This window comes from Nocardia sp. NPDC058666 (assembly GCF_042714895.1).
Lineage (GTDB): Bacteria > Actinomycetota > Actinomycetes > Mycobacteriales > Mycobacteriaceae > Nocardia.
The window spans coordinates 85,097-98,403 of record NZ_JBHXRY010000012.1; the positions used below are offsets into that span (position 1 = coordinate 85,097).

At 67.6% G+C, this 13,307-nt stretch carries 10 protein-coding genes; 1 reads left to right on the plus strand and 9 read right to left on the minus strand.

Annotation, left to right across the window (positions count from 1 at the left end):
* The first annotated feature begins 26 nt into the window (after positions 1 to 26).
* Positions 27 to 1,454, plus strand: coding sequence for an amidase (locus tag ACFWVD_RS22910; RefSeq protein ID WP_379245937.1), 1,428 nt, complete (start codon positions 27 to 29; stop codon positions 1,452 to 1,454).
* 1 nt (position 1,455) lies between these two features.
* Here the strand turns inward: ACFWVD_RS22910 and ACFWVD_RS22915 are convergent, their stop codons facing one another.
* From ACFWVD_RS22915 to ACFWVD_RS22955, 9 genes are all read right to left on the minus strand, one after another.
* Positions 1,456 to 3,042: a serine/threonine-protein kinase gene (locus ACFWVD_RS22915; protein WP_379245938.1), complete on the minus strand. Its 1,587-nt coding sequence runs from the start codon at positions 3,040 to 3,042 to the stop codon at positions 1,456 to 1,458.
* A gap of 4 nt (positions 3,043 to 3,046) precedes the next feature.
* A complete protein-coding gene (locus ACFWVD_RS22920; protein WP_379245940.1) occupies positions 3,047 to 4,246 on the minus strand; it encodes a hypothetical protein in 1,200 nt (399 codons plus the stop codon).
* Positions 4,233 to 5,771: a serine/threonine-protein kinase gene (locus ACFWVD_RS22925; protein WP_379245942.1), complete on the minus strand. Its 1,539-nt coding sequence runs from the start codon at positions 5,769 to 5,771 to the stop codon at positions 4,233 to 4,235. The genes ACFWVD_RS22920 and ACFWVD_RS22925 overlap by 14 nt, the downstream gene beginning before the upstream one ends.
* A gap of 168 nt (positions 5,772 to 5,939) precedes the next feature.
* A complete protein-coding gene (locus ACFWVD_RS22930; protein WP_379245944.1) occupies positions 5,940 to 8,774 on the minus strand; it encodes an ABC transporter substrate-binding protein in 2,835 nt (944 codons plus the stop codon).
* 89 nt (positions 8,775 to 8,863) lie between these two features.
* Positions 8,864 to 9,775, minus strand: coding sequence for a GTPase Era (gene era / locus ACFWVD_RS22935; protein WP_379245946.1), 912 nt, complete (start codon positions 9,773 to 9,775; stop codon positions 8,864 to 8,866).
* The gene (locus ACFWVD_RS22940; RefSeq protein ID WP_379245948.1) at positions 9,768 to 10,103 is read right to left on the minus strand and encodes a cytidine deaminase; all 336 of its coding nucleotides are present in this window, start codon (positions 10,101 to 10,103) and stop codon (positions 9,768 to 9,770) included. The genes era and ACFWVD_RS22940 overlap by 8 nt, the downstream gene beginning before the upstream one ends.
* The gene (locus tag ACFWVD_RS22945; RefSeq protein ID WP_379245950.1) at positions 10,096 to 11,475 is read right to left on the minus strand and encodes a hemolysin family protein; all 1,380 of its coding nucleotides are present in this window, start codon (positions 11,473 to 11,475) and stop codon (positions 10,096 to 10,098) included. Before ACFWVD_RS22945 ends, ACFWVD_RS22940 begins: the two co-directional genes overlap by 8 nt.
* On the minus strand, positions 11,472 to 12,020 hold the full coding sequence (ybeY, locus tag ACFWVD_RS22950) for an rRNA maturation RNase YbeY (protein ID WP_379245952.1): 549 nt from the start codon (positions 12,018 to 12,020) through the stop codon (positions 11,472 to 11,474). Before ybeY ends, ACFWVD_RS22945 begins: the two co-directional genes overlap by 4 nt.
* 73 nt (positions 12,021 to 12,093) lie before the next feature.
* Positions 12,094 to 13,158, minus strand: coding sequence for a PhoH family protein (locus ACFWVD_RS22955; protein WP_379246088.1), 1,065 nt, complete (start codon positions 13,156 to 13,158; stop codon positions 12,094 to 12,096).
* Between the last annotated feature and the right edge of the window lie 149 nt (positions 13,159 to 13,307).

The following is a 13,307-nucleotide window of genomic DNA, read 5'->3' on the forward strand; positions in this document are numbered from 1 at the left end:
ACTTACTTTTCAGAGACGGAGTTCACATGTCTGCGCCTGACCGCATCGTGCCGGATCACTCGGCCGATCTCGGCCTTGCCGAACTGTCCGCGGCTATCGCCGACGGCAGCATTTCCTCCGTGGCGGCCGTGACCGGGGCGCTGGATCGGATCGAGGGTTCGCAGCCCACGCTCAACGCTTTCCGGGTGGTGCGTCGCGAGGCGGCGCTGAAGGAGGCCGCCGAGGCTGATGCCAGGCTGGCCGCGGGCGTGCGACTGCCGTTGCTCGGTGTGCCGATCGCGGTCAAGGACGACACCGACATCACCGGTGAGATCACCGCGTTCGGGTGTGGTGGGCAGTTCGCGCCGAAAACCGCGGATGCCGAATCGGTGCGTCGGTTGCGCGCGGCGGGGGCGGTGATCGTGGGTAAGGCCAATACTTGTGAATTGGGACAGCTGCCGTTCACCAGTGGGGACGCGTTCGGGCACACTCGCAATCCGTGGGATCGCACGCGTACGCCCGGCGGGTCGTCGGGTGGGTCGGCGGCGGCGGTCGCGGCCGGATTGGTGCCTGCCGCACTGGGTTCGGATGGGGCGGGGTCGGTGCGGATCCCGGCTTCGTGGACCAATCTGGTGGGGATCAAGCCGCAGCGTGGACGGATTTCGACGTGGCCGTTGGCGGAGTCGTTCAACGGGCTCACGGTGAACGGGCCGTTGGCGCGCACCGTGCGGGACGCGGCGTTGCTGCTGGACGTCGCGGCCGGTTCGCATGACGGCGATACGCACAAGCCCGCGCCGATCGATGCCAGTGCAGCGGTGGGGCGCGATCCCGGAAAGCTCAGAATCGCACTGTCGCTGAACATTCCGTACACCGCGAGCAAGACCGCGCTGGATCCCGAGATCGCGGCGGCGGTGCATTCGGTGGCTTCTACCCTGCGCTCGCTCGGGCACACCGTCACGGTGACGAACCTGCACTACGGGTTGATGATCGGGGCGTCGTTCCTGCCGCGTTCGCTGGCGGGGATCAGCCGGGTGCATCGGAATATGCCGGGCGCTGTCGTCGATCCGCGCACCACGGCCAATGCGCGGATCGGGCGCGTGCTCAGTGGGCCCGTGCTCGCCGCGGCGCGCAGGGCGGAACCGTTGCTGCACAAGCGGATCGGGTCGTTCTTCGACGATTACGACCTGGTGCTCGCGCCGACTACCGCGACCGCCGCCCCTCGGGTGGAGGAGATCGACGGGATCGGTGTCGGTGCGACGAACCATCTGATCACCGCGGCGTGCCCGTACACGTGGCCGTGGAATGTGTTGGGTTGGCCGAGCGTGAATGTGCCTGCCGGGTTCACCGAGGCGGGGCTGCCGATCGGCGCGCAGTTGATGGGCACCGCCGATACCGAGCCGATGTTGATTTCGGTTGCGGCACAGTTGGAGTCGGCATTGCAGTGGGAGCGTGCGCGGCCCTCGCAGTGGTGGTGAGTCACAGGGGCGCGTCGGGCCACCAGCGGTCGAACAGCTCACGGGCGGAGTCGCGATCGCTGTAGACGAAGATCACACACGGGCTTCGGAGCACGTCATCGAAGGTCACCGACAGCAGGCCGACGGGCTTGTCGCGGATCGTCCGGTCCTCGGCGATGATGTGGCCTCGACCCGACGGTCGCTCCCACCCCTGGTCGACAACCGCCGTGCCGAGGGGTCGGTCGTGGATCGCGAGCCGGTCGGCGTTGCAGCTCACCGCGACCCTCTCGACCGGGTTGCGGTCGCCGTTGCAGGTGAGGCGGCCGACTCGGGTCGGCGGTTGGTCCAGCGGCAGCGGATTGCCGTCGCGATCCACCGCCGCGCAACGGATCCCCTGATAGCCGCTGGCGAAGGGGCCCTTCGGTAACAGTGCGGGAAAGGGGTCCGCGACGAATTGGTGTGCGCCCCAGTTCTGTTCGGCGGTGGTCGGGGCCGGGGTCGTCGCCGTGGGTGGTGGGGTCGCGGTCGAGTCACGTTGTGTCACAACGAAACCGACAGCGGCGGCCACCGCGCCTACCGTGACCGTTGCGAGGGCGATCCGTGTTCGTTTTCGAGGGGCGCGTGTTGGTATCGGCGCGCCGAGCCTGATCGCAGGATTGGATGGGGCGGCCTGCCTCCTGTCAGGTCCGGTGAAGTCAGGTCCCGGCCCAGGATTCGGATTCGGGGGCAGTGTCGGCCCGTACAGGGTTCGGACCGTAGGGAGTGTCGCGGGGCCGAAGGCGACGTTCGTGGCAGCGGCCAGCGCCCCGCAGGTGGAGTAGCGGGCGTCGCGGTCTTTGGCCAGCGCGCGGGCGAGCACCGCGTCGATGGCAGGCGGTAGCTGGGGGTTCAGGTCTGTGGCTCGGGGCGGCTGCTCGTGCAGGTGGGCGGCGATGACCGCGGCCGGGGTTTCCCTGGGGAACGGTGTGCGGCCGGTGAGCAGTTCGAACAGGGTGCAACCGAGGGAGTACACGTCGGCGCGATGGTCGACGTGGCCCAGCGCGATCAGTTCGGGGGCGGCGTAGGCGAGGGTGGCCAGGAAGGTGCCGGTCTGGGTGAGGGCGGTGCTGTCGGCACCGGCTTTGGCGATGCCGAAGTCGGCGACCAGCACCCGGTCGGGCTCGCCTCGGCGCGGTTCGAGCATGAGGTTGGCCGGTTTCACGTCGCGGTGCAGCAGGCCGGCCCGGTGTGCGGCGTCCAAGCCCGCCGCGGCCTCGGTGATGATGTGCACGGCGTGCGGTGGTTGTAGCAGCCCGCTGCGCAGCAGAGCCGCGGCGTCGGTGCCCGCGACCAAACGCATCGAGATCCACAGCGCGCCCTCGTCGAGGCCACGATCGTGCACGGCAATGACATTGGGGTGGTCGATGCGGGCGGCGAGTTCGGCTTCACGGATGAATCTGGCGCGGAATTCCGGTTCGGCACTGTGGGTTTCGCTGAGGATCTTCAGTGCGTCCAGGCGTGGCAGGCGTGGGTGACGGGCGGCGTATACCGTGCCCATGCCGCCGTTGCCGAGCACACGTTCGATCACGTAGCCGGCGAAAACTGTTCCGGGGCGCAGAATTACGGGCACGAGCTCACCCGGCCCGTACGAGCAGGCTGTACTGGGCCGCGGCCTTCTGTCTCACCTTTTGCTCACTGGACTCGAACACTGTCGCGTTGTAGCGTCCGTGCACAATCTTGCAGAAGTACTGCACGTACACGGGGCCGTCCTTTTGCTTGCCGCACCAGATGTCCTCGATGCCCGCCGGGCCGGCGAATTCGTGGATACCCTCGGCCGCGATGATGCGCTTGCTGCGATCGAACGCCGCGCGCGCGGTCACCGCATCCGGTTCGCGCAGCAAGCCGTCCAAGCCCAGCCACGCCCACCGTTCTGTGGTCGAGCGCGATTCGCGCGACCCCATCAGGTAGGCCGCATTCGGGCCGAACGCCAAACCCCGTGGCTGCAGCAGGATCTTTCCGCCCGCGATCCGGTCGAGGTCGGACATCGTGACCGCGGGCATCGACCAGCGGCCCGGCTTCTCCGGCACCATTCTGGCCACCATGCCGTCCGCGTCGATCGGCAAGGTAGCCAGCGCCTCGCGGGGGGTGGCCACGAATCGGCGCAATTCCGGGATCTGCGCGCTGAAGGTCTTGCCTGCCAGAGCTGTCATCGCGGGCAGATCGATCGTGGGCAGGTGCACCAGCACGCTCACGACGTAGTTGCCGGCGGCGATCGTGGCGGCCAGGCTCGGCACGGTTGGGCGCCAATGTGCCTGGGCTGCTGTGTGTTCCGGGATATCGACCCGGACGTTGTCCGCATTGACCGCGGCGTCGGCGGCGTCGAGCTCGGCGGCGGCCTTGGTCGCGGCGTCGGCGTCGGGCATGCGCAATGCCACGATGGTCAGCTTGCGCGCCTCAGTCGTATCGGAGCCCGCGACGGTGAAACCGGCGAGCATCCCATGGCGAGTCAGCACGGCACGGCTGGGCTCGGACAGTACGCCGGAGACCTTGGTCGGAGTGGGCAGCGGAACCGCGGCCATCGTGGTCGTGCCCTGTGACAGCAGCGGATCTGCTCGCGCCGGGTTGATCATCACCTCGCCCAGGCGCACCGACTCGAGGATCTTGCCGGTGTACAGGTCGTTGTTCAGCGGCGCGGTCAACGGAATGTGCTGATATTCACCGTAATCGAGGGTCGCCAGGTCGACGTGAGACGACGTGGCGGTGCCCGGCACTGTGCACGCGCTCAGCAACACCACCAGCAGCAGCGCACCGAAACCGATCTCAGAGCGGCGCATCGGCCCACCACCGTTCTCGCAACTCGGCGCCGGACTCGCCGCCGCTCACCTCGAACCGACAGAACCAGCGGGCCGGGTCGTCGAAATACAGGTGTAGGTAACCGACTCGAACCGCTTCGACACCGATGTTGTTACCCCACATCACCGTTCCGCCGCCGGTTCCGCGCTGCCACTTCTCGCTGCCCTCGACACGATCATTGCTGGGTGGTGCGAGGATGCGCGATCGGTCGGTGTTGCAGAAGATGCGTACCGCCACCACGGGATCCCGGTTGCCGGTGCAGTACATGACCGCTATGGGCACCGGGGTGTCCGGCGACGCCATGTCGCCCTTGCCGTCGAACATGAAGCACAGGCTCAGCTCCTGATAGCCGACACCGAAGTGAAAGCGCGGCAGTAAATCCGAGAATGCATCGGCGACAAAGCTGTGGACACCCCACGATGTGGCGGGTGGCAGTGGTGGTGGCGATGTGGTGACCTGCGCGTTCGGTGCGGCGGCGTCAGGCCCGGTGGCGCGCAGTATCGCGGCGGCGGTGACGATGCCGACGAGGACAACCGCTGACACCGCACCCCAGAGCTTGCGGCGGGCGAAACGACTGCGTCGCGAGGGCGCGCCTTCGGACGGCGGCTTCAAGTAATTTTGGCTGCCCACAACGGAATTCGAGGCGTTGGCCGAGGGCGGTTGCACCGGCGCCTGTAGCGCATCGCGGGCGGCCGCGGCCAGCTCACCGCACGACGCGAACCGATGCGCCGGATCCTTCGCCATGGCCCGCGCGATCACCGCATCGAAGGCGGTAGAAAGTTCAGGACGGCGATCGGACGGTCGCGGTGGGGGTTCGTGCAGGTGGGCGTACATCACCGCAGCAGCAGTTGGTCGAGGGAAAGGCACTGTGCCGGTGAGTAATTGGAACAGTGTGCAACCGAGGGAGTAGACGTCGGCGCGATGGTCTATGCGCTGACCGTTGAGTTGTTCGGGGGCCACGTAGGACAGGGTCGCGGTGACGCCGCCGCCGGACAGGGTGGCGGTGTCCTCGGCGCGGCGGGCGATGCCGAAGTCGGTGACCAGTACGCGATCTGGTTGGCCAGCTTCCTCGGCGACGAGGATGTTGGCCGGCTTCACATCGCGATGCAGCAGGCCCGCTCGGTGCACTTCGTCGAGGCCACGCGCGGCTTCGCTGACGATGTAGACGGCGCGGGCGGGGTCGAGTGTGGCGCCCGTGCGTCGAATGAGTTCCGCGGCATCGGATCCCGGGACGTACTGGGTGGCGATCCACAGCTTGCCGTCGAACTCGCCGCGGTCGCGCACGGCGACGAGGTTCGGATGTTGCAGTGCCGCAGCCAGTTCGGCCTCGCGCAGGAATCTGGCACGAAATTCCGCGTCGGTGGCGTTGTCCTCGGCGAGAACTTTCAGCGCGTCATGGCGGGGCAGGCGCGGATGTCGGGCCAGGTAGACGGTGCCCATACCGCCCGCGCCGAGGCGGCGTTCTATCAGGTAACCGGCGAACTGCGCACCTTCGGCAATACTCACCGGCGGTCTCCCACATGCTGATAACGCCGCCGGGACCCTTCCAGCGACCATCCTGGCTCCAGCCGGTTTCCATCGCGCGAATCGCGAGCGGAAACCGCAGCTCCGAGCCACGTTTTTGCGACTATAACAGCACCGATTCAGTTGCGCTGGAGAAGAATTGCCGCAGTTTTACCGGGCAGGTTCGACCCAGGTTTCCAGGTCGCTTTTCGTCCCGGAGGGACAGCCGTCGCGGCCGGGCTGCCGGGGGAACATCATCAGGCAGCGTTGCGGTCCCCCACCGCCGACCGCGGTGGTGACCAGGACCGCGATCGAGGAGCCGTCGGCGACGCGGCTGGTCGAGAAGCCGAGAGTGCCTGTGACACCGCGATAGTCGGACTCGCGCAGTTGAACGGCGATCGCGGTGCGGTTGGGGTCGGCGAGCACGCCGCGGCTGGCGCGCACGGCGTGCAGGAACAGCCCGCTCACGTCGAAGGCCAGGCCCGTGCGGTCGCCTGCCCAGGTGGGGCGGTAGTCGGTGAGTTCGTCGTAGCCGCGCAGGTCTTCGATCAGGCCCGCCAGTTCGGCGCACAGCTGTTCGTGTTCGAACGGAACCGGTTGATCGCCGAGTTTGCCAGTGCCGCCGACACAGTCGGCGCCACCGAGCATGACCGGGGCCGCCTTGGCCACGTAGCGCACGGTGAGGTTGGACGGTAGTGCGGCAGTGGCCTTCTGGTCGGTGATCAGCCGGGTGACCGCGTCGTTGCCCAGGATCGCCGGGCCAGCGCCGCTGACACAGCCGCGGCTGACCGACTTGGCGAAGGTCGGGAAGTCGTCGTTGCGGCCCGCGAAGAACAGCAGGGTGCCGCGATCGAAACCCTCGGTCTCGCACGGGGCCGGGAAACGGTAGAGCTGTTGCTGTTCGCGCCAACTCATGCTCTGTTGTGGCACACCACGTTTGGTCAGTTCCTCTTGAAGGTCGTCGACCAGGGTGGTCACGTAGAGGTCGCCTGCGGCTTCGGGGTGGTAGATCGCGACCTTGTCGTAGCGGGGTGCACCGTTGCGGTCGCGGGCGCCCTGTACGTAGTCCGCGACCAGGCGAGCCTGGACTCTATTGCTGGGTGCCGCTTGGAAATACAGCGGGGAGGCTTGCTCGAGGCCGTCGGCGGACAGGGTCGTGGCCACCGCGGGCACACCGAGTTCACCCAGAAGGCTGATGGCCCTGCGGGTTTCGTCGTTGCTGCGGTCGATGCCGACCACGCCGAGCACGCTGGCATCGTCGGTCACCAGCTCGCGCAGTGGATTGTCGACCACCCACCCGGCGTGCCGCATATCGGATCCGCCATTGGCAATGATGATGCGCAACAACGGTTCCGACTCGTCGGAGGCCAGCAGCGCGCGACGCTGCTGGACGGCCAGGCCCGCCAGTTCCTCGACCTGGGCGTGCGGGTAGCGCACGTTGGTGTCGACGTAGCTCAGGCCCGCGAAGTACACCAGCGAGACCAGTGGGCGCTTCGGGTTGTCGGCGCGCGCGTCGAGGGCTGCGGCGTTGAGCCGGAACACTTCTCGCTGCATGGTGGTCAGTTCGGGGTCGTCGGCGAAGGTTTGCCGGGCGTTATCGCTGTAGCCGACGCATTCGCCGTCGCGCAGGCTCACCGAGACGCCGCCGGTCCACGGCCAGTGCGAACACTGCGCCCCACGCAGCGGCGGGAAATAGACCAGCGTCGCGGCCACGGCCAGCACGATCGGGATCAGCACACACAGCCCGACGAACCAGCTGCGCGCGGCCAGCGGTGGCGCGGGCGGCAGTGCCAGACCACGGAATCGGGCGTCGCTCACGCGCGGGGTGGTGTCGGGCGCGATGATCGCGCGCAACGGCAGGAACCAGGCGTCGGCCTGACGGTGCGTGCGGCGGTTGTCGATCTCGCGCAACCACTCCTGCAGCGGGTCCGGCGGTTGCGGGGTCGGTGCGTCGGCGAGGCTTTCCAGGGTGCGCAACGGGCGCAGATCGCTGATGTCGGACAGCTCGCCGACCTCGCGACTGGGCCCGACGTCGCGCAACGCCACCACGACCAGGGGATCGAAAAGTCCTGTCTCGTTGCGGATCTCGTTGATCCAGGTGAGGATGCGCGCGCCGTCGCTGCCCTCGGCCAATCCACCCAGCAGCGCCACGGGGTAGGCGGTACGCCGCCAGCTCGACGGGCGCCAGATCCTGCGCTTATAGGCGTCGCGCAGGTCCTCGAGGAAGGCGTGCACGAGCAGTTTGGCGACCTGCTCCTCGTTCTCGTCCACGCGATGCGAGGCTGTGAGCCGAGACGCGAAACCCAGGAAACTGCCCGACAATTCGGGGGCGAGGTACCGCTGGCGCAGGAACCACCGGGTCACCTTCGACATGCCGGGGATGCGTCCCGACACCCACAACCACAACCGCAGCACCGGCCACAGCGCCAGCACGCCGAAAACCACGCGCGAAATCGTGTCGCCCGCAACACCTTCGGCGGTATCGGAGCGACTGGTCGGCGAACCGCTGCGCAACAGTTTGGGCAGGCGACGGCGCAGTTCGTCGGGGGCCTCGGATTCGTCGGCGGTCACCCGCTGACGAGTCAGCCAATCGGCGGTGCGGTAGCGGGGGAACTTGATCGCGCCCATCGCGGTGTCATCGGCGGCGAAACCGGCCACCAGCTGCTGCACGATCGGCAGGCAGTGGCCGGGGATCTCCGGCTCGTTGGCGTGCGGGCCCGCGTTGATCGCGTTGAGGTCGGGGGTCAGCGACATGCGCGGCAGGTCGGGCGCGCGCAGGTCGATCTTCGCGCGCGGGGTGGCCCGCCTGCCACCGGATTCGCTGAGCCAGCTGTAGATTTCGCCGATCAGTGCCGTGTGCCCGGCGACACCGACCACCTCGACGATCGGGCGGGGCAGCGCGCGCCGACCGTGCACCAGAGTGCGCAGCACGCGCGGGCGAGTATCGGGGATCTCGAGCGCCCGCAGCAGCTCCAGCAGCTTGCCGACATCATTGGCATCGGGCACTTCGGCGGCCTCCCCGGGCGATCAGCGAACACGCCGAACCAACCGACGTGTTCGCCGAACGATACCCGGTACCGCTGACACTCAAACGGTCAAAAGCCCAGCTTCCCCATCTGTTTCGGGTCGCGCTGCCAATCCTTGGCTATCTTCACGTGCAGGTTCAAGTAGATGCGGGTGCCCAGGATCTTCTCGATCTGCGCGCGGGCGTTGGTGCCGACCTCTTTGAGGCGGGCGCCGTTCTTGCCGATGATGATCGCCTTCTGGCTGGGCCGTTCGACGTACAGCAGCGCATGGACTTCGAGCATGTCCGGGTTCGCGGAGTAGGGCTCGATGTCCTCGATGACCACGGCCAGCGAGTGCGGCAGTTCGTCGCGCACACCCTCGAGGGCGGCCTCGCGGATCAGCTCGGCCATCAGCGTTTCCTCCGGCTCGTCGGTGATCTCGCCGTCGGGGTAGAACGCCGGGCCCTCGGGCAGCTGCGAGGCGATCAGGTCGACCAGCACCTCCACCTGTTCGCCCTTCACCGCCGACACCGGGATGACCTCGGATTCGGGGCCCAGCAGCTTCGACAGCGCCATCAGCTGGTGGGCGATCTCGTCGCGGCCCACCTTGTCGATCTTGGTGACGATGCCGAGGATCTTGGTCTTGGGCGCCATCATCCGGATCTGCTCGACGATCCAGCGGTCGCCGGGGCCGATCTTCTCGTCGGCCGGAATGCACAGCGCGATCAGGTCGACCTCGGAATAGGTGTCGCGGACCAGGTCGTTGAGGCGCTGGCCGAGCAGGGTGCGCGGGCGGTGCAGGCCGGGGGTGTCGACCAGGATCAGCTGGGCGTCCTCACGGTGCACGATGCCGCGGATGGTGTGCCGGGTGGTCTGCGGGCGCGAGGAGGTGATCGCGATCTTGGTGCCGACCAGGGCGTTGGTCAGCGTCGACTTGCCGGTGTTGGGGCGGCCGACGAAACAGACGAAGCCGGAATGGAATTCCTTGCCCGAATCAGCCACCGTGCACCTCGTTCAGGACGGCGCCGGTGCGGTCGGTGCGAATGACCGCGGCGGACGGGGAGACCTCGTGCAGGGCATCGATGCCGGCGTCTTGGGGGTCACCGCCCACTACTACGGCGGCCTCGAAACCTTCGGCGCCGCTCGAGATCGCGGCGGCCACGGCGGCCTGCAGTGCGGTCAGGGTCAGGGCGGCCAGCCGCACTTCGCCTGCGGCGTAGGTGCGACCGTCGGTGTCGCGTACCGCGGCGCCGCTCGCGCCGCCGGTGCGGCCCAGCGCACCACGCGCGAGCACTAAGAGTTTGTTGTCTTCGGTGTCCAGTTCACTCATGTGTTTCTCCGTTGTCATCGGGCACGCGCACCTGATCGGTGTCGGCGGTTGCCTCGTCGGTTCCGCCCTTGCGGGGCTTGTCGGTCTTCTTCTCTGCTTTATCGGGCTTATCTGTTTTGTCGGTCGCCCGGCGCACCAGCACGGTGTTGACCCGCATGCGGCCGCGCGCGTCGGCGCCGCCTTCGCCGCGCAGCACCAGCCCGTACACAGTCACCTTGGAACCGGGCAGCGGGACGCGGCCCAGCTCGTGCGCAAGCAGTCCGCCGACGGTGTCGACGTCGTCGTCCTCGATGTCGAGGCCGTACAACTCCCCCAGGTCCTCCACCGACAGCCGCGACGAGACCCGGTACCGGCCGTCGCCGAGATCTTCCACGGGCGGGGTCTCGTCGGTGTCGTACTCGTCGTTGATCTCGCCGACGATCTCCTCGAGCACGTCCTCGATGGTGACCAGCCCGGCGATGCCGCCGTACTCGTCGACCAGCAACGCCATGTGGTTGCGGCGGCGCTGCATCTCGTCCAGCAGTGCGTCCAGCGGTTTGGAATCGGGGACGAAGGTCGCGGGGCGCATCACATCGCGCACCGACACCTTGCGGGCCCGATCGGCGTAGGGCACAAGGTCTTTGAGGTAGATCACGCCCAGCACGTCGTCGACGTTCTCGCCGATCACCGGGATCCGGGAATGGCCCGAACGCACCGCCAGGGACATCGCCTGGGCGGCGGTCTTGTCGTCTTCGATCCACACCATCTCGGTGCGCGGCACCATCACCGCGCGCGCGGGGGTGTCGCCCAGTTCGAACACCGACTGGATCATGCGCCGTTCGTCGTCGGCCACCACGCCGCGCTCGCGGGCCATGTCGACCACCTCGCGCAGCTCGATCTCCGACGCGAACGGGCCGTTGCGAAAGCCCTTACCGGGCGTGATCGCGTTGCCGAGCAGGATCAGCAACCGGCTGACCGGGCCGAGCACCGCCGCGATGATCTGCAACGGCACCGCCGCGGCCAACGCGATCGAATAGGCGTGCTGGCGGCCCAGTGTGCGGGGGCCGACACCGATCACGACATAGGAGACCACGACCATCAGCGTGGCGGTGACCAGCAGCGCCGTGCTCTCGGACCACATATCCAGGGTCGCCGCGGCCAGCAGTACCGTGGCGGTGATCTCGCACAGAATGCGCAGCAGGACAACGAGATTCACGTACCGCGGGCGGTCGTCGACGATCTTGCGCAGGCGCGCGGCACCGGACCGGTCCTCGCGGACCATGTCGTCCAGGCGGGCCCGCGACACCGTGTTCAGCGCCGAGTCCACCCCGGCGAACACCCCGCCGATCCCGATCAGCGCGATGGCAAGGGCTATCAGGGTCAGTGCTGTCACGCGGGGCCGTCACCGGGTGCGGTGAAACCTGCCTTGCCCAGTAGTCGGTCGTCACGCTCGGCCAGTTCGGCGAGGCGCTGCTGTTCGCTCAGGCTCACGTACCACTCCTCGAGCAGTTGGGCCTGCAGCGCGAACATCTCCTTCTCCTCCTCCGGCTCGGCATGGTCGTAGCCGAGCAGGTGGAGCACGCCGTGCACGGTGAGCAGGGCCAGCTCGTGATCCAGCGAATGCTCGGCCTTCTGCGCCTGACCCATCGCGAACTCCGGGCACAGCACGATGTCGCCGAGCATGGACGGGCCGGGCTCCGGGCTGTCGGGGCGACCGCCAGGCTCGAGCTCGTCCATCGGGAACGACATCACGTCGGTCGGGCCGGGCAGGTCCATCCAGCGCACGTGCAGGTCGGCCATGGTGTCGAGATCCACGAGCACCATCGACAGTTCGGCGGCCGGATGCACGTCCATCCGGGCGATCACGAAACGTGCGACGCTGACCAGGTCTTCTTCGGGAATGTCCATACCCGATTCGTTGGCGATCTCGATGCTCACCCGTTCAGCCTACGGGGCCGACCCGATGCCGCCGGGAGCGGCATCGGGCCAGCTCCATCGTGTCTCGCCCCGATCAGCGACGGTCGGTGCGGCCCGCCGCTCGACGCTGGGCGCGATTGCCCGGGTAGTGCGGGCCCGGTACCGCGCGGGTTTCGGATTCGGCGCGATCGTAGGCGTCGACGATGTCGGCGACCAGGCGGTGCCGGACCACATCGGCGCTGGTGAGCTCCGCGAAATGGATGTCGTCGATATCGGTGAGGATCTCCGCGGCCGCGCGCAGACCCGAACGCTGCCCGTTGGGCAGATCGACCTGCGAGATGTCACCGGTGACCACGATCCGCGAACCGAAACCCAACCGGGTGAGGAACATCTTCATCTGCTCGGCGGTGGTGTTCTGCGCCTCGTCGAGAATGATGAACGAATCGTTGAGCGAGCGACCGCGCATGTACGCCAGCGGCGCGACCTCGATGACGCCCGAGGCCAGCAACTTGGGGATCGCTTCGGGGTCCATCATGTCGTGCAGGGCGTCGTAGAGCGGACGCAGGTACGGGTCGATCTTGTCGTTGAGCGTGCCGGGCAGGAAGCCCAGACGCTCGCCGGCCTCGACCGCGGGCCTGGTCAAGATGATGCGGGTGACCTGCTTGGTCTGCAGGGCCTGCACCGCCTTGGCCATGGCCAGGTAGGTCTTGCCGGTGCCCGCGGGGCCGATGCCGAACACGATGGTGTTGGCGTCGATCGCGTCGACATAGCGCTTCTGGTTCAGCGTCTTGGGGCGGATGATCTTGCCGCGCCGGGACAGGATGTCCAGGCTGAGCACCTCGGCGGGCGACTCGGACACGCCCTCGTCGGTGAGCATCGAGATGGTGTGCCGCACCGCCTCGGGGGTGATCACCCGATTGCGGCCGGTCAGGGCCACGAGCTGCTCGATCACGCGCTCGGCCAGCGCCACTTCACCGGCTTTACCGGTGATGGTGACGGTGTTGCCGCGGACATGGATATCGGCCGGGAGCAGTTTCTCCAGCTGACGCAGGTTCTGATCGGCCGAGCCGAGGAAACCGAAGACCGACTCAGGCGCGAGTTCGATACTGGAACGCACGGTCCTGGGCGCGGGACCAGCATTGCTTCCGCCTGCGCCGATATCAGTTACGGGGTTGGTGGTGTTGCCGATCTCGCTCGAGTTCTTCAAAAGTGGCTACAGCCTGCTTCCGGTTTCGACCTGGTGTTCGATGAGATCCAGTTTACCGCCGAGCACTGACACCGCACAGTGGTTAAAAATCGTGCTCGTGG

Bases quoted from the DNA above. Each gene is read 5' to 3' on its own strand.
- ACFWVD_RS22910 (WP_379245937.1), top strand. From the start codon at position 27: ATGTCTGCGCCTGACCGCATCGTGCCGGATCACTCGGCCGATCTCGGC.
- ACFWVD_RS22920 (WP_379245940.1), bottom strand. From the start codon at position 4,246: ATGCGCCGCTCTGAGATCGGTTTCGGTGCGCTGCTGCTGGTGGTGTTG.
- ACFWVD_RS22940 (WP_379245948.1), bottom strand. From the start codon at position 10,103: ATGAGTGAACTGGACACCGAAGACAACAAACTCTTAGTGCTCGCGCGT.